A 25,786-nucleotide genomic window follows, 5' to 3' on the forward strand; every position below is an offset into this window, starting at 1 on the left:
TAAACAGGTATCTGGTATGCATTTTTTTCTAATCATTGGCTCATTCGGTAATACCGGATAAATTACGGCAGTATGGGGATTAATAAGGTGAAATGATGGTGCAAAGGGGACGTTTTCATGAAAATTTATATAGTGTACGATAGCGACAATGGTCATACCGAGGCGTTAGCCCGTTCTATAAATGAAGGTGCAGGAAGTGTAGAAGGTGCTGAAGTGACCATGCACCATGTCCGGGAAGCTGATATTTACATGCTCGAAGGAATCGACGCTATTATTTGGGGGTGTCCAGGACATTTCGGCACCATCAGTGCGGGTCTGAAGGAATGGATTGATCGTCTGGGATATTTATGGGCTCAAGGTAAGCTTGTGGGCAAGGTTGGTGCTGTGTTCTGCACAACAGCAACCTTACACGGCGGACTCGAATCCACCATGATTAACCTCATAACACCGATGCTTCATAACGGTATGATTATCGTCGGACTGCCAAGCAATATTCCCGAAAATGCTTTGCACGGGTCCTATTACGGAGTAGGTGTAACATGCCCTGTCGAACTCTCTCCAGATGATCCGCCAAATCTCCCTAAAGAGAATGACCTCGCACTTGGCAGAGCACTCGGCAAGCGAGTTGCAGAAGTCACCAAACAATTGATATCCTCTGCGGCAAGGTAGGGATCCTTATGCTTTATGCATTAATTGCGCTGGCTTTGATCTTGTTAATCTTTCTCCTCGTCTATAATACCCGCGTGGCTAGAAAGTCTGATAATAGACAGAAAACCGAATTAGATAACACCGAACCTGCTGGGCCAGAAGTCATTGATCGAATAGAGAATCGACCTTCTGGGAAAATCATTGAGATTGAGCAGCACTCCAGAACATCCCAAAATATGAGCGACCAAGATTACCGAGAAGCGCTGCGTCAGTTTTCAAATCAGAATAAACCTCCTAAGCAAGAGGAGTTTAATTCTAAGCCGGAAAAGACATCCGATGAAGCCTATCGCGAGGCGCTTCGGTCTATGGCGAAGCGAGACTAAAAAGAGACTAAAAAGAGGCGAGAAAGAGCATCCTGCTCTTCGCGCCTCTTCTATATCTCTATTTATTCCGCCCTAATTCCCCCTACACCGACATTACACCAGTGCTTTTGCTGCGATATCCGTCCGCTGATGCTTGCCTTCAAATGCAATTAACTCTGCTTGTTCGTACGCTTTATGGCGCGCTGCAGCAATATCCGGACCAAGTCCGACGACGCCAAGCACACGGCCGCCGCCCGTTACCCATTCACCTGCTTCATTCTTTGCGGTACCCGCATGGAATACGAGAGCATCTTTTACTTGCTCCAAACCTGAAATCGGGACGCCTTTCGCGTATGATGCTGGATAACCTCCTGAAGCCAATACAACACATACCGCCGCTTCGTCCTTCCACTCAATATCTACATCTGCCAGATTTCCATGAACCGCAGCTAACAAAATATCTAGCAAATCGGACTTCAATCTTGGCAGGACGACTTGTGTCTCTGGGTCGCCGAATCTCGCATTGAACTCAATGGTCCTCGGTCTGCCATCCGGTGTGATCATCAATCCTGCGAATAAAACGCCGCGGAAAGGCCGTCCTTCAGCCGCCATCGCTTTCGCCGTCGGTTTAATAATCGTTTCAATCGCTTCTTGGGTAATCGAGTCGTCAATATGCGGAAGCGGTGAATAAGTACCCATTCCACCTGTATTCGGCCCTTGATCGCCGTCAAATACAGACTTATGGTCTTGAGCCGCTACCATAGGACGAACGGTCTCTCCATCGACAAATGAGAGAATAGACATTTCCTGCCCTGCTAGAAATTCCTCAATGACGACATGATTGCCCGCTTCTCCAAACACTTTGTCTACCATCATATCATGAAGCGCCTTCTCGGCATCCTCCATCGTATAAGCAACCGTAACGCCTTTGCCTGCAGCAAGTCCATCCGCTTTAATGACAATCGGCAATTGCTGTGTATGGAGATACGATAGCGCTTGTTCGTAATCATCGAATTTCTCATAAGCAGCCGTCGGAATGTTGTATTTTCTGAGCAAATCCTTCATAAATGTCTTACTGCCTTCAATGATCGCTGCATTTTTTCGAGGACCAAATACCGGAATGGCCGCCTCTTCAAAAGCATCTACAATCCCTGCCGCAAGCGGATCATCCGGTCCTACAACGACGAGGTCAACGTTTCGCTCAGCTGCAAAAGCTGTTAACCGGTCGAATTCATTCACCCCAATCGGTACACACTCTGCAATTTGTCCAATACCGGCATTCCCTGGCGCACAATAAATACGTCCTGCCTTGGGGCTTTTTGATAAAGCCCACACAATTGCATGTTCACGTCCGCCGCCGCCAATGACCAAAATGTCCATGTTCGTCCTCCATTACATTTTAATGTTTGAAATGGCGTACACCCGTGAAGACCATTGCAATGCCGTGCTCGTTCGCTACTTTGATCGATTCCTCATCGCGAATAGAACCGCCAGGTTGAATGACGGCTGTAATGCCCGCTTTTGCAGCCAATTCAAGCGTATCCCCCATTGGGAAGAACGCGTCGGAAGCGAGTACAGAGCCCTTTGCCTTTTCCCCAGCTTGTTCAATGGCAATTTTCGCAGAACCGACACGGTTCATTTGTCCTGCACCTACACCAACAGTCATATTGCCTGATGCGAGGACAATTGCATTGGATTTCACGTGCTTAACGACTTTCCATCCGAATAGAAGCTGCTTCAATTCCTCTGCTGTAGGCTGACGATCTGTAACGACTTGAAGCTCGGAAGGATCAAGCGAATGAATGTCGCTCTCTTGAACGATCATACCACCATCTATTGATGTAATGACGAACTCGCTCTTCCGATCTGCTGCTGATCCGAACTCACCCATTTTCAGCAAGCGAATATTTTTCTTCTGAGTCAGAATTTCAAGAGCTTCCGGTGTGAAGTCCGGTGCGATAATAATTTCTAGGAATATTTCTTTGAGCAAATTTGCCGTGTCTTTATCGATTGTACGATTGGCCGCAACGATACCGCCGAAGATCGAGGTTGGGTCTGCACTGTATGCTTTTTGATAAGCTTCGAGTACGGTGCTGCCAACGCCTACGCCGCATGGATTCATATGTTTAACGGCAACGACAGCGGGTTCGTCGAATTCTTTGACAATTTGCAGGGCAGCGTTCGCATCATTAATGTTATTGTAGGACAACTCTTTACCATGCAGTTGCTCTGCGGTTGTTAATGTTCCAGCTGGAGCAAGTGGTTTACGGTAAAAAGCTGCTTTCTGGTGCGGATTTTCACCATAACGCAAATCTTGAATTTTCTCATAAGTTACCGTATAGCGTTCAGGAAGAGGATCGCCTGTCACCTTGGACAAATAATCAGAGATGAGTGCATCATAAGCCGCCGTATGACGGAACACTTTTGCCGCAAGCCGTTTTCTTGTTTCAAGAGTCGTATCTCCACCAGCTCGAATTTCTTCGAGTACTGTACTGTAATCATCTGCATCGACAACAACACTGACAAAAGCGTGGTTTTTCGCAGCCGAACGCAGCATCGTTGGACCGCCGATATCAATATTTTCAATAGCGTCTTCATAAGCAACATCAGGCTTCGCAATCGTCTCTTGGAACGGGTACAGATTAACGACGACAAGGTCGATATAATCCAAACCTAATTCATTCATTTGCTTCTGATGCTCTTCGCTGTCTCGAATGGCAAGCAGACCGCTGTGTACAGCTGGATGGAGCGTTTTAACCCGTCCGTCCAAAATTTCCGGAAAGCCTGTTACATCAGAAATACCGATGACAGGTACGCCTTCCTTCGCCAGCAAATTTTTCGTTCCGCCTGTCGAAATAATTTCTACACCTAATGAAGACAGCTCACGGCAAAAATCTACGATACCTCTTTTATCAGACACGCTGACAAGCGCTCTTTTAATACTCACAATCTATTCCTCCTTCAATTCAGACACAAAAATTCCATATAACAAACAACGACATATTTCCCGAGAAATATCCATTAACAATGTATAAACAAACTTCTAATGTCAGTTCTTAATGGCCGTTAGCTTTGAAACGTTACTAGACGCCCGTCTAAGGCAATCTTGCCTTGAACGAACAAGGACACGACTTGCGGATACAGCTCCTGTTCTATTCGATGAATACGCTGTGCAAGTGAATGCTCATCATCATTGGGGTCAATTTCCAAAGCCCGTTGAGCGATAATCGGTCCAGTATCCATGCCCCCATCGACAAAATGAACCGTTACTCCAGTCACTTTAACGCCGTAACGAAGCGCCTGCCCAATTGCGTCTTTTCCTGGAAAAGCCGGCAGAAGCGAGGGATGAATATTAATGATGCGGCCCATATAGGGTTCAACGATTGTCGAAGTAAGCAGACGCATGTATCCTGCGAGTACGATCAGATCAATGCTACGCTTCTTTAGTTGTACAATGATGTCTCGCTCTGCATCTTCACGTGAAGGATAGCTTTTAGGATTAAAAACAAAGCAATCAACGCCAGCCCGCTTAGCACGTTCAATGACCGGAGCATTCGGTTTATCACAGACAAGCAGATCAATTTGACCGCCAAGTGTTCCAGCCGCTTCAGCATCAACAAGCGCTTGAAGGTTATTGCCCTGCCCCGAAGCGAACACAGCAATACGATAAGACATTAACCTTCTACCCCCGTAAACGTAACTTTGCGTTCACCAGAGTTTACTTTGCCAATTGTATATGCTTCCTCACCATTTTCCTGTAAAAGGCGAAGCGCTGGTTCAGCATCTTGTTCAGCAACGACAAGCACAAGTCCGATTCCCATATTAAAAGTCGTAAACATATCACGATGTGATATTTGTCCTTGTGACTGCATCAGCTTGAAAATCGGCAAAATCGGCCATGAGCCGTACTCAATATCCACGTTCACATGATCCGGGAGTACTCTTGGAATATTTTCAATAAAGCCGCCGCCTGTAATGTGTGCCATCCCTTTGACGTTAATTTGTTCGATGAGGTTCAGCAAGGACTGGACATAGATTTTCGTAGGCTCTAACAGAACATCGCCAAGACGTCCTCCAAGTTCCGCAATCTCATCTTGAAGGCTGTAACCCGCTTGTTCTAAAAGGAGTTTACGTACTAGAGAGAAGCCGTTACTATGAACGCCGCTAGAAGCGAGTCCGATGACAATATCCCCCGGTGAGATGGTGGAACCGTTAATGATCTTATGCTTATCTACGACGCCAACCGTGAACCCGGCAATGTCATATTCACCGCTACTGTACATTCCCGGCATTTCTGCTGTCTCACCGCCGATGAGAGCACATCCCGCTTGATGACACCCTTCAGCAATTCCCTGCACAATCGCTTCGATTTTTTCAGGAATTACTTTGTCACACGCTAAATAGTCTAGAAAAAATAGCGGCTCCGCGCCTTGGACTACGATATCATTAACGCACATCGCCACTGCATCAATACCGATCGTGTCGTGCTTATCCATAGCAAATGCAATTTTCAGCTTCGTGCCGACACCGTCTGTGCCTGATACGAGCACTGGTTCTTCGTATTTGTCTTTATTCAGCCCAAATAAAGCACCAAAACCGCCCAAATCTGTCATCACTTCAGGACGGAACGTTCTTTTGACGTGCTTTTTCATCCGTTCCACCGCTTCATTGCCCGCCGCGATATCTACCCCGGCGTTCTTGTATGCTTCAGACACCCGTATCAACACTCCTTAATATTAAATTGCCCACCTAAATGCTGACCGCTTTCCCACCTAAATCCTGACTTCTGCCCACCTAAATCCTCCCAGAGGGAGGACCCCAAAGGGCTGCGCCCTCTGGACTCCCGAAAGGTTGTCTCAATAGGGAGTGTGTGCGCTTATAGTTACTTTTGGTGTAGGATCGCTTTCGTCCCCTGTTTGCTTCGCAAATGCGGGGACCCGCTTCCAGTTGGTGCATTGCTACCTTCTACCTTCTACCTTCTACCTTCTACCTTCTACTTTCTAACTTCTAATTTCTAACTTCTAATTTCTAACTTCTACCTGTGCACTTCTACTAACTTTCTCTCTTCTGCCTCTTGCTTTATCAAAATGATCGCTTCTCTTCCCCGCCGAAATCCAGCTTTGTCGGGTAGTCATTATCAAAGCAGGCCATGCATAGGCCGCCTTTGTATTCGTTCGCGCTATTGCCGCCGACGGCTTTGATTAAGCCTTTGGGGCTTAGGAATGCTAGTGAATCGGCATTGATTTCCTTGCGGATTTCTTCAATGCTTTTGCTAGAAGCGATTAGCTCCTTTCGGTCTGGCGTATCGATGCCGTAGAAGCAAGGGTTCTTGAAAGGCGGTGATGTGATCAGCACATGCACCTCTGTTGCTCCGGCGTCGCGCAGCATGTTGACGATTCTGCGCGATGTCGTGCCGCGCACGATAGAGTCGTCGATCATGATGACGCGTTTACCGCTGACGACGCTGCGCACGGCGCTTAACTTCATTTTGACGCCTTGTTCGCGCAGCTCTTGGCTCGGCTGGATGAAGGTGCGGCCTGTGTATTTGTTTTTGATTAATCCCATTTCATATGGGATTCCGGTCTGTTCGGCGTAGCCGATCGCAGCGGACAAGCTGGAATCCGGCACGCCTGTAACAATATCCGCATCGATAAATGATTCAAGCGCCATCTGGCGCCCCATCCGTTTACGCGCGGAATGCAGGTTAGCGCCGTTCAAATCGCTGTCTGGTCTTGCAAAATAAATATATTCCATCGCACAAAGTGCTTTGCGCTGAGGTTCTGTGAATCGATCTTCACGAAGTCCGCCCCGGTCAAGAATTAAAAGTTCACCAGGCCCGATATCTCGGACAAGCTCGGCACCGATCGTCTCCAGTGCACATGTCTCCGAAGCAAAGATATAAGCATCTCCTAAGCGGCCCATCGTTATCGGACGTAACCCATTAGGATCAGAAGCAATCACCAGCTTATCGTTAGTCATAATCATAAATGCAAACCCGCCGACAATTTTCCGAAGCGCGTCTTTCACCGCTTCAATAAAATCCTTCGACGAACGTGCGATTAAATGTGCTACGACTTCTGTATCGCTTGTCGTCTGAAAGATGGAACCCGTCTGCTCAAGCTCTTTTCTAATAAGCGGTGCATTAACGATATTGCCGTTCGTTGCGATGGCGAGGTCGCCATCACGGTATTTAAAGATGAGCGGCTGCGCATTCGTAAGCCGGCTGTCGCCGCTTGTCGAATAACGCACATGTCCAATGGACATATCCCCAGTCAACGAGGCGAGACGATCCTTATCGAATACTTCCTTCACAAGTCCCATTTCACGATGATAGTTAAACTGCACTCCGTTCGTGACGCATATACCCGCACTCTCTTCTCCGCGGTGCTGGAGCGCATGCAGTCCATAATAGGAGAGCGTAGCTGCATCCTGATGACCATACACTCCGAATACTCCGCACTCTTCCTTCAATGTATCAAAAATATCCGATCGGCCCGTTCCTTCGTTATAATAGTCTCCTGTCCACAGCGGCTGCGCGGTCAATTCATGAGACATGGAATCGCGTCCTCCCACACTCGTTTCAGTTCATTCACGGATTCACTTACAGCGCGTTGTCCGTTCACATTCACGACTAAATCCGTTCCTTGAACTTTACCCAGAACCGCTGCTGGTACTCCATTGTTAACAAGCATTTCTTGTAATTGAGCAGCCTTATCTGGAGCAGCAGACAGCAAAATTCGAGATTGGCTCTCACTGAACAAAGCGATGTCTGAACGAAGGTCCGTTACCACATTCACCTGTGCCCCAAGCCCGCCGCTAATGCAAGACTCAGCCAAAGCAACAGCTAATCCGCCTTCTGACAAATCATGTGCGGACTGTACAAGTCCAGCTTGAATCGCTTCAAGAACTGAACTCAAAAGCTTCTTCTCTACATCCAGATCTATTTGCGGCGGACGTCCTTCAGTAACCCCATGCACCACAGATTGGAACTCGCTGCCGCCAAGCTCCGCCTTCGTCTCGCCGAGCAGAATAATAACGTCTCCCTCTTGCTTAAATGCTTGCGTCGTAATGTGATCAATATCATGAACGAGGCCAACCATACCAACAACCGGCGTCGGATAGATTGCACCTTGAGCATTCTCATTGTAAAGACTGACATTACCACCAATAACCGGTGTACTTAAAGTTCGGCATGCCTCAGCCATACCGTCAACCGCTTTTTCCATTTGCCAGAAAATATCCGGCTTCTCAGGGCTGCCAAAGTTCAAGTTGTCGGTAATCGCAAGCGGCTCTGCACCTGAGCAGACAATGTTGCGCGCAGCTTCACTAACTGCGATTTGTCCACCTACTTCAGGATCAAGATAGACGAACCGTCCATTACAATCTGTCGTCATCGCTAGACCTTTACGCGTTCCATGAATCGTTACAACGGCCGCATCCGATCCTGGACGAACTGCCGTGCTCGTACGCACCATGTGATCGTATTGGTTATATACCCACGCTTTGCTGGCTACGTTAGGTGAGCCGAGCACTTTTTTCAAAGCAGCTCCCAGATCCGTCACTTCTTCGTAGCGGAGTGTATTGATTCCAGCATTTTGCTCATAATAAGCAGGAACGGCAGAAGTTTTATAATATACAGGGCATTCATCAACGAGTGCAGTGACAGGCATATCACCAACAACTTCACCATGATGGAACAGCTTCAGACGTCCGTCGTCGGTTACTTTACCTACCTTCGCGCAAATAACGCCCCAACGATCAAAGATTTCTTGAGCCTGAGCTTCATGCTGAGGCTCCACAACAAACAGCATCCGCTCTTGGGATTCAGACAGCATCATCTCATACGGAGTCATGCCTTGTTCGCGCTGCGGTACTTGGTCCAAGTAAAGCTCAAGACCATTACCCGCTTTACTTGCCATCTCTGCGCTTGAACAGGTGAGACCCGCTGCACCCATATCTTGAATACCAAGTACGATGCCCGAATTGATCAGCTCCAAGCAAGCTTCCATCACTAGCTTCTCCATGAATGGATCACCGACTTGAACCGCAGTACGCTTTGCTTCGGACTCCTCTGTTAATTCTTCTGACGCAAATGTTGCTCCGTGAATCCCATCACGGTCCGTTGGCGGACCAACGTAGAACACTGGGTTGCCTACACCTTTAGCGACACCCCGCTGAATTTTGTCATGATCGATAATACCGACGCACATCGCATTGACGAGTGGATTGCCATCGTAGCTGTCATCGAACATCACTTCGCCGCCTACTGTCGGAATTCCGATACAGTTGCCGTAACCTGCAATACCAGACACGACATTTTCGAACAAATATTTAACACGATCACTCTCGAGCTTACCGAATCGTAAAGAGTTCAAAATGGCAACAGGTCTTGCTCCCATAGAGAAAATATCACGAATGATACCGCCAACCCCTGTCGCTGCCCCTTGATAAGGTTCAACAGCGGAAGGATGGTTATGGCTTTCAATTTTAAATACAACCGCTTGGTTATCGCCAATGTCGACAATACCGGCACCTTCGCCTGGACCCATTAGAACGCGGGGGCCGCTAGTTGGAAAACGGCGAAGCAGCGGCTTGGAGTTCTTATACGCACAGTGCTCAGACCACATGACGCTGAATACGCCAATTTCCGTATAATTCGGTTTACGCCCAAGGAAACCGCAGATCAGTTCGTATTCAGAGTCTGATACGCCCATCTGCTTATATATTTGCTGCTCGGCAATTTGCTCTGCCGTCGGTTCTTTAGCCCACAGTTGCTGCGCCATATTGATCCCTCCAAGCTGTCAGTATTGATGTGAACATGCGTTTACCATCTTCTGATCCAAGAATTGAACTTACTGCCCGCTCGGGATGGGGCATCATTCCGACGACGTTGCCGCGCTCATTGCAAATGCCAGCAATGTCGTCCGTTGAACCGTTCGGATTATGGGAATAACGGAAAACAATCTGATTGTTTGCTTTCAATCGCTCTAGAGTCGCTTCATCACAATAATAGTTGCCCTCTCCGTGCGCGATCGGTATCGTAATTTCCTCTCCAGCAGCGTACTCACTCGTAAATGGTGTTGTATGATTCACAACTTGAAGCTTCGAATCTTGGCAGATGAACTTCATCGATGTGTTGCGCCGTAATGCCCCGGGAAGGAGCCCCGCCTCCGTTAATATTTGAAATCCATTGCAAATGCCTAGAACATATTTGCCTTGCTCAGCAGCCTTAGCAACCTCAGCCATGACAGGCGCAAAACGAGCAATCGCCCCGCATCTTAAGTAATCCCCATAGGAGAAACCGCCGGGAACAAGTATGCAATCATATTCCGATAAGTCCGTGGCCGTATGCCATACATAATCTACCGGCTCACCGGTCGTTTCCTCTACCGCTTTATAACAGTCAATGTCACAATTAGACCCTGGAAATACAAGTACAGCGAATTTCATAAGACTTACCCCTCCAATTCAAAGCGGTAGTCTTCGACAACCGTGTTGGCTAGCAGCTTCTCGCACATTTCGGTCACACGCTCCGCTGCTTCATTTCGGTCATTCGTGTTCAGCGTCAGCTCCATATATTTGCCGATACGAACGCCCTCTACTTCGGTAAATTCCATAGAATGCAGTGCACCTCGCACCGCAACCCCTTGCGGATCCAATACGCTTTGTTTGATGGTGACATAGACCGTCGCTTTAATCATTGTTCAAGTTCCTCCCCACGAGATGGTGAATGATATGATTACTGACCTGTAAGCCTTTGATATATTTCGGTATAGCGCCGCGTTGTCTCTGCTACCACTTCCCTAGGCAGCGGCTTTGGCTGACTATTTTTATCCCAATCGGATGATGCCAAATACGTTCTTACCGGTTCTTTATCCATACTGTCGATCTCAACGTCCAGCAAGTAGTTATCCTTCGCCCAAAAGCGCGAAGCGTCCGGTGTAAAAATTTCATCGATTAAAATCACTTTGCCGTCTATAACGCCAAACTCGAACTTGCAGTCAGCAACGATAATACCTCGCTCGGCACAATATTCACTTGCGAATGCGTACAGTTTCAAACTTTTCTCTTTAAGTTCGATTGCTAGCTGCTCTCCAATGAGCTTCTGCATCTGCTCGAACGTAATGTCTACATCATGGCCGACGTCATTTTTAGCAGCAGGCGTGAACATAGGCTCAGGCAGCTGTTCGTTTTTTCGCAAGCCCTCTGGCAACCTAATACCGTTAACCAAGCCGCTCTGCTGATACTGCCGCCACCCACCTCCTGTAATATAGCCTCTAACTACACACTCGATGTCGATACGCTCTGCTTTCTTCGTCACCATGATGCGATCTTTCATCATATCTTTATCAGTGATGACAGACCCCAAAAGCTCTACATCCGTGTGCACAACGTGATTTTCCATAAGATGAGCTGTCTTCTGAAACCAAAACTTGCTGAGCTGATTGAGCACATTTCCCTTCTCAGGAACAGGAGGCTCTAACACGTAATCAAATGCGGAAATGCGGTCCGTTACAACCATCAAAAAATGTTCACCAAGGTCGTACAGCTCCCGCACCTTACCCTTATAAACGAGCGGCGCATTTACAAACGGTTTTGCAGTCGATAATGCCATAGCTGCTTTCGATTCCATGTAAAACTCTCCTCTCCCTTGAGCGATTTACTCTATTAAATGAGTACTTATTTAAATTAAGCCAAGCTTTTTGAAAATCGTATCTACATGTTTCAAGTGCCAGCTTGGATTAAATGCATCTTCAATTTCTTCCGGGCTAAGCACAGCTGTAATTTCTGGCGTCGCTTCAACAATGTCACGGAATTGGCGTTGTTCTTCCCATGCTTGCATCGCACGCGGCTGCACCGTATCATACGCTTGCTCGCGACTAAAACCTTTGTCGATCAGCTTCGTCATCACGCGGCCTGAGAATGGTACGCCGAACGTACGGCTCATATTACGCTTCATATTTTCCGGGAATACCGTCAAGTTGTTCACAATGTTTCCAAAGCGATTCAGCATATAGTTAAGCAACATTGTTGCATCCGGTAAAATAACGCGTTCTACCGAAGAATGCGAAATGTCGCGTTCATGCCAAAGTACTACATCTTCGTAAGCGGACACGACATAACCGCGAAGCACACGCGCAAGACCTGAAATATTCTCACAACCGATTGGATTGCGTTTATGAGGCATTGCGGAAGAACCTTTTTGTCCTTTGGCAAAAGCTTCTTCTACTTCGCGAACTTCACTCTTCTGAAGTGCACGAATTTCAGTTGCAAATTTATCTAGTGACGTTGCGATTAGAGCAATTGTCGCGATGTATTCCGCATGACGATCACGCTGTAACGTCTGTGTCGAGATCGGAGCCGGGCTAATGCCAAGCTTCTCGCATACAAACTGTTCGACCATCGGATCAATGTTGGCATATGTACCAACGGCACCCGAGATTTTTCCGAACTGGACGCCGTGAGCCGCATGACGGAAACGCTCTAAATTACGTTTCATTTCTTCGTACCACAGCGCCATTTTAAGGCCAAACGTTGTCGGCTCAGCATGAACGCCATGTGTACGACCCATCATCGCGGTATCTTTATAAGCAATCGCTTTGTTTTTCAAAATTTCAATGAAGTTCAAAATATCTTTCTCCAAAATGTCATTCGCTTGTTTAAGCAAATAACCTAGAGCTGTATCCACAACGTCTGTCGAAGTCAGTCCATAATGAACCCATTTCCGTTCTTCTCCAAGGCTTTCGGATACGGTACGTGTAAATGCAATGACATCATGGCGCGTCTCCTGCTCAATTTCGTAGATGCGGTCAATGTCGAATTTGGCATTTTGGCGAAGCCGTTTTACATCTTCCTGCGGAATGACGCCAAGCTCAGCCCAAGCTTCACAAGCGCATAATTCTACTTCCAGCCATGCTTTAAATTTATTTTCTTCAGTCCAAATTGCTCTCATTTCCGGCCTGCTGTAACGTTCGATCATCTGTTTATTTTCCTCCAAATATTAGTTTCATGAATCCAATCGAGTCCATCCTCCACATCACGGCACAGGAGGTTAATATGACCCATTTTTCTTTTCTCTTTTGCCTCTTTCTTGCCATAAAGATGAAGCTTAGGAACAACACCCAGCCGATCAGCCGTATCGTCACTTGTTCCAAGTCTCTCCACCACGGCTTCTAAATGCTCACCAAGAATGTTAACCATGACAACAGGTGTTAATAGGTTAGTCTTGCCTAACGGCAAGTTGCATATCGCACGTACGTGCTGTTCAAACTGCGATGTGACGCAAGCATCCATTGTATAATGCCCAGAATTATGAGGCCTTGGAGCGAGCTCATTCACATAGAGTTCTCCATCACCTGTCAGGAACATTTCGACCGCCAGAAGCCCTGCCGCTTCCATAGACTCGGCAACTTGCGCCGCTAGCTGCTGCGCCCTGTTCTGAATCTCTTGGGGAATTCTTGCTGGAACAATCGATATATGAAGAATGTTATCCACATGAATATTTTCCGATACGGGAAAAGTACTCAATTCACCCCGAGGACTGCGTGCGACAATGACCGACAGCTCACGTTCGAAGGCGATAAACTGCTCCAGCACGAGCTCAGTACTTGCTTTAGCAAGCGTGCTGTACGCCTCGGCTATTTCCGTTTCCGACCTTATTACCCATTGTCCTTTTCCGTCATATCCTCCAGTGGCAGTCTTGAGAACAGCCGGTATTCCAAGTCGCTCGACTGCTAGCTGTAAATCATCTTCACTTTGGATTTCCGCATATGGTGCAACTTTAACTCCCGCTGCTTCGATCGCCCGCTTCTCACGAAGCCTGTGCTGCGTCGTATAAAGAAGGCGGCTGCCTTGTGGAACATAAGACTCCTTTTCTAGCAGTGCAGCGACGTTCGAATCGACATTTTCGAACTCATACGTAATGACGTCTGACCGCTTCGCTAACTTCTTCGCTGACTCGATATCGTCGTACGCAGCTGTAATTTGCTGAGCGACTTGCCCACACGGTGCATCTGGAGTTGGATCAAGCGTTACAAAACGATACCCTAGATTCGTTCCTGCCAAAGCCATCATTCGTCCAAGCTGCCCGCCGCCTAATACGCCAATCGTGGAACCCGGCATCAGCACATGATCTCGGCCATCAATATGTATCATAATAAATCACTGCTTTCCAGCACTTCTTCGCGAATTCTGCTGCGACGTTCCTGAAGCCGATTTCTAACATCCGGATTTGAAGTAGCCAATATTTGCGCTGCCAGCAGCCCAGCATTCACTGCCCCTGCTTTGCCAATCGCGACAGTTGCTACAGGAACGCCTCCCGGCATTTGTACAATCGACAATAAGGAATCAAGTCCATTTAGCGCTGCTGATTTGACCGGGACGCCAATGACCGGAAGTACCGTCTTCGAAGCGACCATCCCAGGCAAATGTGCTGCGCCGCCTGCCCCTGCAATAATCACTTTCAGACCGCGGCCTTCTGCTTGCTCTGCATATTCAAACATGAGATCTGGCGTCCGGTGTGCTGATACTACTTTTTTCTCATAAGGAATACCTAGTTCCTCGAGAATCAGACAAGCATGCTGCATCGTTTCCCAATCGGACTGGCTACCCATAATGACACCAACCTGAATTGTCATGTTCCAACCTACTTTCTCCCAAGTCTTTATTTATACATGAAAAAAGTCCGACCCCATGAAAATACACGTATTTTCACGATATCGGACTGGGAATACAGCTTACTTTGTGTAAGAAAAGTGTACAAAACAAAAGGGTGTGCACAGGCATAGCCCCTCCATTCTATAGGCATTCCCTCGTAGTCCGAAAATTTAAGGTTTTCGGGTAGAGACTTTCGGGCCATATCCCCGAATTTATACGAGATTAGTATATCTTTATAAACAGTTTAACAATCACGTCACGTTCATGTCAACCTAAACACGAACATTCATATTTTTACATTTAATAATGTTCGTTTTTTATTAAACAATAAAAAGGAGTGCTTTACCTTAACAAAGCACTCCTCTTATGTTAAACAAGATATTATTTCATAATGAGTACAGGGATTTTCGAATGTTGAACGACATTGTGACTTACGCTGCCGAGCACAAATTCTCGGATCGTTCCGAGCCCCCGGCTGCCCATAACAATAACGTCAGCGTCTTTCTCTTTGGCATAGTTCAAAATCGCTTCTGCCGGCGAACCTTGAATCATATCCACTACACCATTAACACCCGCGTCTTTAACGCGCTGTTTCACTTCTTCTACGATTTGAACCGCCGCATCATTAAGCTCTTTAATCACGGAAGCTGGAATTGGAGCAAGTATTTCCCCAATATATCCACGTTGATAGTCATGCACATGAACGACATAGAGCTGCGCGCCAGGCTCTGCTTTTACAAGTTCAATCGCTTTATCAAACGCTTTATTAGAAGCTTTCGAGCCATCGTAAGCAATGACAATTTTAGAAAATAACATGTGAAAGCACCTCTCTCGTTGTCGTTTGAATTGTAACCTAATCAATTCGCCATCCAAAAGTATCCATACAATACTGCATTTAAAAAGAGCAACATCGGTATCCCTAATCGGAAACTAAGATGCCTTGTCTTATGCCTTTTACGATACATCGCAATTAAGACGCCAAGTGCACCCCCAATCGCTGCCAGCAAAAAAAGTGTCCTTTCTGAGACACGTTCTCGTTTGAAACGGGAACGCTTCTTATCCTCTGACATCACTAAGTAGCCTACTGCATTCATACAAATAAACCAAAAAATAAGACCGTTCTGCAAGTTGGGCAAGGCACCCCCTTTTCAAGGACCTTTTGATTCAATAACCTATATTGCCAACCTATATTTATATTATAAAACTGCCGAACCAATAAATACAGTGCTTTCATGAATAAGTCTTGAACTAGCTTGAGACACTTATTAATGTGTCATCAGGCGGCTTCGAATTTTAGCCGTTATGAGCATAACTTTGTTCTTTTACAACTAGGAGGTATGATGAATGGCTAAACCCGACAATCGAGAGGATAATGTTGAGAAGCTGGTTCACAGCGTGCAGAACACGCTCCAAAATTTTCATGAGGCACAAGATTATTTGAATGAATTTGGAGATGAAATTTCATCAGAAGAGCGGGAAGCGATTGAGGATAAAAACGCTAGACGTTTAAACAGCGTTGATGCCTTCCGGAGTGAGATCAAAGACGAGGCGCAAGCTAAGAAGGATTAATATGTAAGAAGCAGGAGATCAGCTGACTCCTGCTTCTTCACATATGGCATTACTATTAAGACTGATCTTTAGGAATTCCATTCAAACTAGGCGGATATTTCGTCGCTTTCTTGGAACGAATCGTCCTGTTCTCTTCAAGAATACTGGACTTATTCTGCTGGTCTCTGATCTTTAGTGACTTATTATGCGGCACGATCGATCACCTCCCTAGCGATAGAGTCCCTTGATTTTAGACGTTTTATGCCTGATTAATCTTGATCTTTCTGAGCAAGTGCCGCTTTAAGCAGATCACCTAAGTTTGAACCGATCGATTCTTGCTTCGCATATTGTTTCATCAATTTTTGTTGCTCACGCTTGTTGACATGCTGCGAATCCTTATTCAATACTTCCGTAATTCCGCAAGTAATGCACTGAACGAACATCCCTGCTTTTCCTTCCTTCAGCTCCATTTTCTTATGGCACTGCGGACAGCGACGGTTAGACAGACGTTTCTCAGCAGAGCGGCGATAACCGCACTCCTGATTTGGACAAACGAGCATTTTGCCGCGCTTCGATTTTTTCTCGAGCAATCTCTCCCCGCAATCCGGACAATGACTGTTTGAGACATTGTGCGGCTTATACGAAGCGCTGCTCCCTTTTACGCCGGATACCAGCTCTTCAGCCATTTTCCGAATACCACGAATAAACGGCTCTGGACGACCTTCTCCGCGCGCAATTTTCTCCAGCTCTGCCTCCCATCTTGCGGTTAGCTGCGGAGTACGCAGTTCAGGTGAGACTAGCTCGATAAGCTGAATTCCTTTGCCCGTTGGAAGCAGCATATTTCCTTGCCGTTCAATCGTGTCTGAGCTGACAAGCTTTTCAATAATATCTGCTCTTGTCGCCGGTGTACCTAGCCCGTGCTTCTCCATTTGACTAAGCAGAGCCGCTTCGGTATAACGTTTGGGAGGCATCGTTCGTCCACTGATTGCAGCAATCCGTTCAATCTTAACGGAATCCCCTTCATTCAGAACGGGAAGCGTTACGCCGCTTTCAGTCATATCCTCCGCGGAATCATCATCCGATTCTTCCATTTGCTCTCCTTCATATACCGCTCGCCAGCCTTGATCCTTGACGGTTATTCCTTTCGCATGAAAGCTTTCGCCGTCCACACTTACGGTTACATTCACGGCGTCATACTTAGCAGCCGGATAGAACAAGCTGATAAATCGGCGCACGATAAGGTCATACAGCTTACGTTCCTCGGTGCTTAGCGCATTTAAAATGACCGTCTGTTCCGTCGGAATAATCGCATGGTGATCGGACACTTTGCTGTCGTCCACAATACGTTTTGTAATCGGAAGAGATTTACGAAGGAGCGGACGAATGGCAGCAGCATATGGCCCTACCGCTACACTTTCAAGCCGTTCCTTCAGCGTGCCCACCATGTCAGAGGTTAAGTAACGAGAATCTGTCCGGGGATATGTGACTAGCTTATGCTGCTCATATAGCCGCTGCAGAACATTGGACGTCTGCTTCGCAGAGAAGCCGAACCGTTTGTTGGCGTCACGCTGCAGTTCTGTTAAATCATAGGCGAGCGGATGGGGCACCACTTTCTCGCTCTTCTTCACTTTAACAATTTTGCCTAAGCGGCCTTCCAGCTTCTGACGCAATGATTTAGCCTGTTCAGCATCAAATATACGAGAATCGTTGTTAGCGCCGCGCCATACTGCTTCAAAGCTGCCAAAGTTCCCGCGCAGCGTATAATATTCCTCTGATCTAAACTGCCGGATCTCATTCTCACGGTCCATAATCATGCCAAGCGTCGGTGTCTGCACCCGTCCTGCCGACAGCTGCGCATTATATTTCACAGTGAGCGCTCGCGTCACATTAAGCCCAATCATCCAGTCTGCTTCCGCACGGCAGCGAGCGGACTCGTACAGTCGGTTAAACTGTGAGCCTGGTCTGAGCGAAGCAAACCCTTCGCGAATCGCCTTATCCGTCTGTGACGAAATCCATAGCCGCTTAAACGGTTTGTTCCAGCGAAGCATTTGCATAATCCACCTTGCCAGCAGCTCCCCTTCTCTCGCCGCATCGGTTGCAATAATTAATTCATCGATGTCCTGGCGCTTCGCAAGCTGACTAATCGCTTTGAACTGATGATTCGTCTCGCGCAGCACTTTCAGCTTCATCTTTTCCGGTAAAATCGGTAAATCCTCTAACGACCAAGTCTGATATTTATGATCATAATCCTCAGGCTCAGCAAGTCCAACAAGATGACCTAGTGCCCAAGTAACAATGTATTTCGGTCCTTCAAAATAACTTTTATGCTTCTCACGGCTCCCCATGACGCGCGCAATTTCACGGGCGACAGATGGTTTTTCCGCTAATACTAATGTCTTCATCCTTTACTCCTTCTCTTTCATCGTACCGTCAGACAAGCCTCGAAATAATGATTTCCGTCTTGTCCTTCCCCGCGGAAATAAATCCGTCCTTCGTGCATCTCTGAGCGAAGCACAATAATCTCATCATCGAGACGCGCTTCATGCACATAAGTAATTTGAAATCTTGCAGCTTCTAGATTTATAAGTTCGTCAGCTGTCAATGCATCATAACATAGATCTGCATAGCGGGCATTGTTAAGATGTCCGTTAATATCGATGCCGCTGTATTTTACAGTCATTGAATAAGCAGGGCGCAGTTCCAATTCTTCTGGAATTGCTACCTTTTCGGGTGGTTCTCCTAAAGACTTCTCTGTATTGTAAGGAACTTCTTGCTGTAATGCTGAGGGGCGAACGATTCTGCGTTTTTCAATATCAACCAGCACCCAAATCGACCGAGCCTTCGCCGTCTCCTGCTGCTGTTCATCAAGCATCAAATAATCGCGCTGCCACATGGCACCTTTCGATCCCTTGCTCCACGTCTCTACACTCACATGCTCGAACACTTTCGGAATCCGGTGTAATTCCAAGTCTAACGTAATCAACATCCATCCAAGACCAAGCTCTATCATATGATCCCGTGTGACGCCGAGCTGTTCCATATCCCGGTCGGAAGCTCTTTGGAACACCTCAAGATGTTTAGACAAGCAAAAATCCGCTTTAAAATCGACATCCTCTGATTCAATATGATGCTTTTCTGTCCATATGTTGCTGCTCATCTTCCCCAACTCCTATGAGATTGACTCTACTTTATCTAAATTAAATTCTGATTCTAGCTTTCACTAACGGAAACAGGGCCTTTGCTCTTCCGCTTTATCCAGTAAAATGCCAGTACACTCGCGCAGAAAGCAACAACCGCCGCTAATCTAAAACCGACAGCAAGGCCCCACTGGTTGCTGACCCATCCGGCTGCGAATGGGCCTATAAACATCCCGACCGCGTACACCGCCTGATAAAACCCCATTGCTGTTGCTCTCTTCTCCGGTTCAATATGTTCAACCGATTTGCCAAGCAGAAGCGGAAAAATAAGTCCCTGGAATAGACCATTAAAAATCTGGGTAATACAAAGCCATAAGAAACTGTGGGCCGCAGGAATAAAAAATGTGAAAACTGCGCTTCCCATATACCCAAGCACAATCGTAGCCCGTTCGCCAAAACGCTGCACAAAATATTTGCCTGCGAACAATGTCGTCAGCGCATGCGGCACCATAAACGACAGGGTAAGCCATGCAAGGTCGTTTTTACTAGCCCCGAGGGCAATGGCCTGATTCGGCGTATATCCGAACATCGTAATAAACAAAATACAGTGTGCCAGAATGGACAAAAATGACACCTTAAACAACATCGGTTCGCGCATAACCGGGACCAAGTCTTTAAGCTTCATCGCTGCCCTTGTACTTTCTTGCCTATCCTTCATATAAAAAGAAAGCACCAGCGCGATCACCGAAATGATACCACCCAGCATAAAAGGTACTTTCCAGTTCCATGTATCGACCAAATAACCGCTGATCATCATGCTCGTAAGCTGAGCGATGACAGTCGTAAACTGCATGACACTCATCGCCTTTGTGACTTCCTCCTGAGCAAAATAACCAGAGTAGGCTACAGTAAATACGACCCACGTTGAAGCGGCAATGCCTGCTAACGCTCTGGCAAAGAGCGCCCAGCCTAGCTGATCCGTCAGCGCAAATGCAAATCCGCTAACCCCGCTTGATATAATGCCGAGCATAATGAACGGGCGGCGTCTATTTAAGAAATCAGACCAAATGCCAAGCGGAAGCCTAAATATAATTTGCATTAAGCCGTACACCCCAAGCACCATACCAAGGAAGGTATAGGAAGCTCCTAAATGCTCAATATACGGCGACAGTATCGGAACGTAAATATACGTTGAGAACCAATAAAGAAATACGACAACAATAAATAATGCCTTCTGGCGGCTGTTTGAGTCGCTATTCGCTTCTGTCTCCACTTTCGCTGTTGTTGTCTCCATGACGCACCTGCCCAACATTCATATTTTATCCTATATAAGTTAGAAAGACGAACTCACTACATTCGATCATACTCCTCTCCCCTAATACTGCCAAGAAAAGAATATGCCTAGAACTTGGGTCCTCTTTATTCTCTATCCTGCGAGCAAATAAAATGTGTTACATTGAAGATAACAATCTACTGACTTTATGTGTTAGGGGAGCAAGAGATGCGGCTCGTACAAGATTACCTTCAGTTAAGAAAGTCATTTCCCACTCAAATAGAGAGATATCCATTTCACGTAACGATGGATGAAATCGCAAATTCGCTCTATTGCACACCGAAGAACGCCAAAATTATTATTCATAAACTAATCGATCTCGGATGGGTGCAGTTTGTTTCTGGCCGGGGCAGAGGCCATACTTCTCAATTGACCTTCCTTGCGGATGCAGCAGAAATATTGGAGCGCGAGGCTGAAGCGTTTGTACATAAGGGAGAAATTGAAGCGGCTTTTGAGCTTATTAAACAGTTCGGAGACGGAATATATGACCAGAATCGGTTTATGAGCTTTATGTCAGCTTACTTCGGGTATCAGGTGAACAATGAAGATTATCAATACGTTGAATCGCTCAGACTGCCGGTATACCGCCCTATTCATACGCTTGATCCCGTTCATTCCTATTATTCGCTGGACAATCACATGATTAAGCAAGTGTTTAACACATTAATCGATTATGACTATGATCATCAACAGTTTATCGGTGCACTCGCCCATGATTGGATTAGCAACGAACAAGCGACACAGTGGATTTTTTATTTGCGAAAAGGAGTGCAGTTCCACCATGGCAGAGAATTAATCGCGGATGACGTAAAGTTCAGCTTGGAGAGGCTAAGTCATTCTCCCCAGAGCTGGCTCGCCCAAGATGTTCAGTCCATCTCGATCTTGTCCAGATACACGGTCCAGATTGATTTGCATAAACCAAACCATCTGCTCCTTCTATATTTAAGCTATTCACCTGCATCCATCGTCCCGCAAGATGTATACGAGGAAATACACAGTGCCAGCCAAGCAGAATCACAATCTAGATTGCCCGTCGGTTCGGGACCTTATCGGGTCGTCAAATATACGAACGAAATTTGCATCATCGAGGCGTTTGATCGTTATTATCAGAGCAGAGCATTCATCGACCACATTGAAATCATTGTCATTCCGGAAGCCGCTGAACCTTTCGTTATGGGATCTGCCAGCGATGTTTTACTTGTCCATACCGGCGAAGCAGATCAAGCTCCCGATTCCCGCTGGAATGAGGACGAGATGATATCCGGATGTAATGTGCTAACAATCAATATGAATAAACCTGGAATTGTTCAAAATATTCAGTTTCGCAGAGCACTTAATTATCTCATTAACAGACAGCAGCTTATTGATGAGCTTGGAGAGCCGAGACTTTCACCTGCTGACGGTTTTGGATTCCCGAATATTTCGAATAAATCTGTACCATCAGATCCTAAGTGGACTTATGAATATGCTCTAGAAGAGCTTCGAAAATCCGCTTATCAAGGAGAAGTTCTTACGCTTGTCACATACCCTCGTCATGCTCAGGATGCATGGTGGCTGCAGCGTGAGTACGCAAAGCACGGAATATCAATTGACGTCAACATCGTTTCATGGAGAGACCTGCTCATGCCTGAAGTGAAGGAACAAGCGGACATGATTCTATTTGAAATTGCGCTTAGCGAAGGCTTGATCCGATTCATTGAATCATACAAGTCAACGTACAGTTTTATAAATAATCATTTGCATCCAAGTCTTAAGTCTTCTATAGACGATCTATTAAAGAAGGTTACAACGGAGCCACTTCAAGAAAAACAATATCAATATCTTCAAACTATTGAAAACGAATTAAAAGATCAATCTGCCATTATTTTCTTAGTCAATAAAAGTGTCAGTGTGACAGCTCACCCAGTATTACAGGGATTAAAAGTGAATGCGAAAGGGTGGGTGGATTTCAAAGATATATGGTTCAAACATGAGAGTTTAATGGGTAAATAGATAGCTTACTGCTGTTATTCTAAAAGTGGAAATTGTCGTATTCATGTTTGCCATTTTTATATGACGTGCCCCCGGCTAAAATGAGAGCAAATCTAATCTTATTTAGTTTAAGGGGGCTTTTCAATTGTCTATAGCAGAGCGTCAAATTTCCTTGTGGAGAAGTAGACCCTTCACCTTACTTTTAAGCAGTGTGCTGTTACTTACCGTCGGTAACAAGATGTATGAAATTGTATTGCCGTTAATGATGTACGATATTACCCATTCCTCTGTATCCGTGGCATCGATGCGAACGGCAGAGCTTTTGCCTAACTTTTTATTTGCTGTCCTTATCGGAGTCCTCGTTGATCGGGTGAATAAGAAAAAATGGGTCATGTGGATGGTTGGTTCTCAGGCGCTGTTACTTTTTATTTTCGGGTATCTTTTTCAAATGAACATCCATATTCTTATAGTCTATTATGCGTTAGGGTTCTTATTGATGACGTTCAATTACGGATTTTTCAATGCTCAGGTCAGTATGGTCAAACTTAGCGTTGCTCCATCGCAGCTGACTTCAGCAAATGCTAAATTTGCATTTATGGATACGTTAATTAGTATTATGGGTCCGGCGTTTTCAGGCATTCTTCTCTTATTCACGAATATGGCATATGGAATTTGGACGACGGCTGGTTGCTATATTCTATCCCTCATTATTTTGAATCGCCTGCCCTTTGAATCGGAGCGTCCCGCGCATGGCAATGAAACGAGTTTTGTGCAGGCTTTTCGGGAAGGGTTCGTTCATTTCTTTTCACAAAAATTGCTGCTGCTCGTAACCGTCTTCGTTATGCTGTTTAACTGTACAACGACGGTAGTCGGCACCACCATCATTTTCTTGGCTAAAGACGTACTGCATCTTCAGTCCTCAATGCTTGCCGCTATTTTATCCATGACTGGTCTTGGCGGTTTACTTGGAAGTCTGCTGATTAGCAAACTTAGAAGCCGATTAGGTCTTGGAAAAATATTTGGCCTTTCAACACTACTATGCGGACTGTCTTATGCGCTCTTCTTTCTCACTCATAATCTAGCAACCTTCATATTCGCATTGTTCATGTACGGACTAGCGGGTGCTCTATATAATATTTCCGTCTATACGTTCCGCCAAGAGCAGTCCCCTGCACGGCTAATGGGACGAATCGCTGGAATTACAGGAATGCTGTTTAGAACCGGGATGCCGATTGCCGTGTTTGCTTCGGGATGGATCGTTTTATGGTGGGGCACGTATTCTATCTTTCTGATATCCGCGGTATTCAATATTACTCTCTTCGGCATATACATGTTCACTCGGCTGTGGAAGATATCTTAAAACAGAAAAGGCTACTGTTGAAATTAACTCAACGGCGGCCTTCTTTTATTTATAATTATTTTTAAAAAGGATTGATTATTTGTTTGTAAATCGTTATCTTGTAAATATAGTAATAAAATCCATTTTTAAGAGGTGATGTATTTGAGTACAAATAACAAAACTCTTACTACAAGCTGGGGTGCTCCCGTTGGGGATAACCAGAACTCCATGACAGCCGGTTCACGTGGTCCAACACTTATACAGGATGTCCACCTACTTGAAAAATTAGCCCATTTCAACAGAGAACGCGTACCTGAGCGTGTCGTTCATGCTAAAGGGGCAGGTGCACACGGCTATTTCGAAGTAACCAATGACCTCACCGGGTTTACAAAAGCTAAATTTCTATCAGAAGTAGGTAAGCGCACTCCACTCTTCATTCGGTTTTCTACCGTTGCCGGTGAACTAGGTTCGGCCGATACGGTACGCGATCCTCGTGGTTTCGCTGTGAAATTTTATACAGAGGAAGGCAACTATGACCTTGTCGGCAACAACACCCCTGTTTTCTTCATTCGTGATGCCATTAAATTCCCTGACTTCATCCATACTCAAAAACGTCACCCGCAAACGCACTTGAAAAATCCTAACGCTGTGTGGGATTTCTGGTCCTTGTCTCCTGAATCTTTACATCAAGTAACAATCCTTATGTCTGACCGCGGAATTCCTGCAACCTTTAGACATATGAATGGTTACGGAAGCCACACATTCAAATGGGTGAATGCGGAAGGTCAAGCCGTATGGGTGAAATACCACTTCAAAACAGAACAAGGTATTAAGAACCTTGATGTCAACCTTGCTGCTAAGCTAGCAGGTGAAAATCCAGATTATCATACAGAGGACTTGTTTAATGCTATAGAAAACAGCGACTTCCCTGCGTGGAAACTGTACGTTCAAATTATGCCGCTTGAAGATGCGAATACGTATCGTTTTGATCCGTTCGATGTCACGAAAGTATGGTCGCAGAAAGACTATCCATTAATTGAAGTAGGCCGTATGGTACTAAATCGAAACCCTCAAAATTATTTTGCTGAAGTTGAACAGGCAACATTCTCTCCTGGATCATTTGTGCCTGGTATTGAAGCTTCTCCAGATAAAATGCTGCAAGGCCGACTGTTCGCATACTCGGACGCTCATCGTTATCGCGTCGGCGCCAACCACAATACGTTGCCAATCAACCGTCCACAAGCAGAGGTACATCATTATCAGCGTGATGGACAAATGCGAGCCGATAACAATGGAGGCGGTTCTGTTTATTACGAACCAAACAGCTTGGGTGGACCAACAGAATCACCTCAGAATAAGCCGCTTCCTTTCGAGGTATCTGGTGAAGCTAATAGTGTAGGATATGATCATGACGATCATTATACTCAGCCTGGTGACTTGTATCGTCTATTAAGCGAAGAAGAACGTGAACGTCTGGTTGAGAACATCGTCAGTTCGATGAAGCCTGTTGAGAAGGACGAAATTAAACATCGTCAAATTGGACATTGGTATAAAGCAGATCCAGAGTTTGGGCAGCGTATTGCAGAAGGTCTTGGTTTATCAGTACCGCAAGGGGTATAAGTAATCAAATTGTCGTATCATAAATATTGCAAATGCAACAAAAAAACCACTGCCGATATTCATCAACAGTGGTTTTTTGCTTGGCAACGTCCTACTCTCCCAGGACCCTTCGGTCCAAGTACCATCGGCGCTGGAGGGCTTAACGGTCGTGTTCGGTATGGGTACGCGTGGA

The 25,786-nt window shown here is 46.0% G+C and carries 24 protein-coding genes, 1 rRNA gene and 1 riboswitch; of the genes, 6 read left to right on the forward strand and 19 right to left on the reverse strand.

What is annotated here, in order from left to right; translation table 11 throughout:
* Positions 1-117: 117 nt before the first annotated feature.
* Together J2Z20_RS12780 and J2Z20_RS12785 are read left to right on the forward strand one after the other, a co-directional pair.
* Positions 118-669 (forward strand): NAD(P)H-dependent oxidoreductase, encoded by a 552-nt coding sequence (locus J2Z20_RS12780; RefSeq protein ID WP_209850738.1) that lies wholly within the window; start codon positions 118-120, stop codon positions 667-669.
* An 8-nt stretch (positions 670-677) separates the two neighbouring features.
* Positions 678-1,031, forward strand: coding sequence for a hypothetical protein (locus tag J2Z20_RS12785; RefSeq protein ID WP_209850741.1), 354 nt, complete (start codon positions 678-680; stop codon positions 1,029-1,031).
* A 93-nt stretch (positions 1,032-1,124) separates the two neighbouring features.
* Here the strand turns inward: J2Z20_RS12785 and purD are convergent, their stop codons facing one another.
* The 14 genes from purD to J2Z20_RS12855 form a co-directional block, all read right to left on the reverse strand.
* Complete coding sequence (gene purD / locus J2Z20_RS12790) at positions 1,125-2,390, reverse strand: phosphoribosylamine--glycine ligase (RefSeq protein ID WP_209850744.1); 1,266 nt, start codon at positions 2,388-2,390, stop codon at positions 1,125-1,127.
* Positions 2,391-2,409: 19 nt separating this feature from the next.
* On the reverse strand, positions 2,410-3,957 hold the full coding sequence (gene purH, locus J2Z20_RS12795; protein WP_209850747.1) for a bifunctional phosphoribosylaminoimidazolecarboxamide formyltransferase/IMP cyclohydrolase: 1,548 nt from the start codon (positions 3,955-3,957) through the stop codon (positions 2,410-2,412).
* 119 nt (positions 3,958-4,076) lie between these two features.
* Complete coding sequence (gene purN, locus J2Z20_RS12800) at positions 4,077-4,685, reverse strand: phosphoribosylglycinamide formyltransferase (protein ID WP_209850751.1); 609 nt, start codon at positions 4,683-4,685, stop codon at positions 4,077-4,079.
* Positions 4,685-5,725: a phosphoribosylformylglycinamidine cyclo-ligase gene (purM, locus tag J2Z20_RS12805; RefSeq protein ID WP_209850754.1), complete on the reverse strand. Its 1,041-nt coding sequence runs from the start codon at positions 5,723-5,725 to the stop codon at positions 4,685-4,687. The genes purN and purM overlap by 1 nt, the downstream gene beginning before the upstream one ends.
* 367 nt (positions 5,726-6,092) lie before the next feature.
* Positions 6,093-7,565 (reverse strand): amidophosphoribosyltransferase, encoded by a 1,473-nt coding sequence (gene purF, locus J2Z20_RS12810; RefSeq protein WP_209850757.1) that lies wholly within the window; start codon positions 7,563-7,565, stop codon positions 6,093-6,095.
* Positions 7,550-9,793 carry a phosphoribosylformylglycinamidine synthase subunit PurL gene (purL, locus tag J2Z20_RS12815; RefSeq protein ID WP_209850760.1) on the reverse strand — a complete coding sequence of 748 codons (2,244 nt, stop codon included), beginning with the start codon at positions 9,791-9,793 and terminating at the stop codon, positions 7,550-7,552. Before purL ends, purF begins: the two co-directional genes overlap by 16 nt.
* Complete coding sequence (purQ, locus tag J2Z20_RS12820) at positions 9,771-10,460, reverse strand: phosphoribosylformylglycinamidine synthase subunit PurQ (RefSeq protein WP_209850763.1); 690 nt, start codon at positions 10,458-10,460, stop codon at positions 9,771-9,773. Before purQ ends, purL begins: the two co-directional genes overlap by 23 nt.
* A 5-nt stretch (positions 10,461-10,465) precedes the next feature.
* Positions 10,466-10,711 (reverse strand): phosphoribosylformylglycinamidine synthase subunit PurS, encoded by a 246-nt coding sequence (gene purS, locus J2Z20_RS12825; protein WP_209850765.1) that lies wholly within the window; start codon positions 10,709-10,711, stop codon positions 10,466-10,468.
* Between the two features lie 38 nt (positions 10,712-10,749).
* On the reverse strand, positions 10,750-11,625 hold the full coding sequence (locus tag J2Z20_RS12830; RefSeq protein ID WP_209850839.1) for a phosphoribosylaminoimidazolesuccinocarboxamide synthase: 876 nt from the start codon (positions 11,623-11,625) through the stop codon (positions 10,750-10,752).
* A 69-nt stretch (positions 11,626-11,694) separates the two neighbouring features.
* Positions 11,695-12,990, reverse strand: a complete 1,296-nt coding sequence (purB, locus tag J2Z20_RS12835; RefSeq protein ID WP_209850768.1) for an adenylosuccinate lyase — start codon at positions 12,988-12,990, stop codon at positions 11,695-11,697.
* Entirely contained in the window at positions 12,987-14,165 is a 1,179-nt protein-coding gene (gene purK, locus J2Z20_RS12840; RefSeq protein ID WP_209850771.1) for a 5-(carboxyamino)imidazole ribonucleotide synthase, read from the reverse strand. The genes purB and purK overlap by 4 nt, the downstream gene beginning before the upstream one ends.
* Positions 14,162-14,647, reverse strand: coding sequence for a 5-(carboxyamino)imidazole ribonucleotide mutase (purE, locus tag J2Z20_RS12845; protein ID WP_209850774.1), 486 nt, complete (start codon positions 14,645-14,647; stop codon positions 14,162-14,164). The genes purK and purE overlap by 4 nt, the downstream gene beginning before the upstream one ends.
* A gap of 157 nt (positions 14,648-14,804) precedes the next feature.
* Positions 14,805-14,906: riboswitch (purine riboswitch) on the reverse strand.
* 141 nt (positions 14,907-15,047) lie between these two features.
* Positions 15,048-15,482: a universal stress protein gene (locus tag J2Z20_RS12850; protein ID WP_209850778.1), complete on the reverse strand. Its 435-nt coding sequence runs from the start codon at positions 15,480-15,482 to the stop codon at positions 15,048-15,050.
* A gap of 41 nt (positions 15,483-15,523) precedes the next feature.
* Positions 15,524-15,793, reverse strand: coding sequence for a DUF1294 domain-containing protein (locus J2Z20_RS12855; RefSeq protein ID WP_209850780.1), 270 nt, complete (start codon positions 15,791-15,793; stop codon positions 15,524-15,526).
* 217 nt (positions 15,794-16,010) lie between these two features.
* Between J2Z20_RS12855 and tlp the strand changes: the two genes are divergently transcribed.
* On the forward strand, positions 16,011-16,235 hold the full coding sequence (gene tlp / locus J2Z20_RS12860) for a small acid-soluble spore protein Tlp (RefSeq protein WP_209850782.1): 225 nt from the start codon (positions 16,011-16,013) through the stop codon (positions 16,233-16,235).
* Positions 16,236-16,290: 55 nt separating this feature from the next.
* On the opposite strand, the gene J2Z20_RS12865 is transcribed toward tlp, so the two are convergent.
* From J2Z20_RS12865 to J2Z20_RS12880, 4 genes are read right to left on the reverse strand one after another with little or no spacing between them, the layout of a single operon-like run.
* The gene (locus J2Z20_RS12865; protein WP_209850785.1) at positions 16,291-16,428 is read right to left on the reverse strand and encodes a hypothetical protein; all 138 of its coding nucleotides are present in this window, start codon (positions 16,426-16,428) and stop codon (positions 16,291-16,293) included.
* 55 nt (positions 16,429-16,483) lie between these two features.
* A complete protein-coding gene (locus J2Z20_RS12870) occupies positions 16,484-18,616 on the reverse strand; it encodes a DNA topoisomerase 3 (RefSeq protein WP_209850789.1) in 2,133 nt (710 codons plus the stop codon).
* 17 nt (positions 18,617-18,633) lie between these two features.
* Positions 18,634-19,371: an acyl-[acyl-carrier-protein] thioesterase gene (locus J2Z20_RS12875; protein ID WP_209850792.1), complete on the reverse strand. Its 738-nt coding sequence runs from the start codon at positions 19,369-19,371 to the stop codon at positions 18,634-18,636.
* A 53-nt stretch (positions 19,372-19,424) separates the two neighbouring features.
* Positions 19,425-20,645, reverse strand: coding sequence for an MFS transporter (locus J2Z20_RS12880; protein ID WP_209850795.1), 1,221 nt, complete (start codon positions 20,643-20,645; stop codon positions 19,425-19,427).
* A 207-nt stretch (positions 20,646-20,852) separates the two neighbouring features.
* Here J2Z20_RS12880 and J2Z20_RS12885 point away from each other — a divergent pair, with 207 nt between their 5' ends.
* From J2Z20_RS12885 to katA, 3 genes are all read left to right on the forward strand, one after another.
* Entirely contained in the window at positions 20,853-22,676 is a 1,824-nt protein-coding gene (locus J2Z20_RS12885; protein WP_209850798.1) for an ABC transporter substrate-binding protein, read from the forward strand.
* Positions 22,677-22,800: 124 nt separating this feature from the next.
* The gene (locus J2Z20_RS12890; RefSeq protein WP_209850801.1) at positions 22,801-24,015 is read left to right on the forward strand and encodes an MFS transporter; all 1,215 of its coding nucleotides are present in this window, start codon (positions 22,801-22,803) and stop codon (positions 24,013-24,015) included.
* A 135-nt stretch (positions 24,016-24,150) separates the two neighbouring features.
* Positions 24,151-25,614 (forward strand): catalase KatA, encoded by a 1,464-nt coding sequence (gene katA, locus J2Z20_RS12895; RefSeq protein WP_209850804.1) that lies wholly within the window; start codon positions 24,151-24,153, stop codon positions 25,612-25,614.
* Between the two features lie 78 nt (positions 25,615-25,692).
* Here katA and rrf read toward each other — a convergent pair.
* Positions 25,693-25,786, reverse strand: a 5S ribosomal RNA gene (gene rrf / locus J2Z20_RS12900); the annotation flags it as partial.

It is taken from the genome of Paenibacillus sediminis, from assembly GCF_017873765.1.
Lineage (GTDB): Bacteria > Bacillota > Bacilli > Paenibacillales > Paenibacillaceae > Paenibacillus_AG > Paenibacillus_AG sediminis.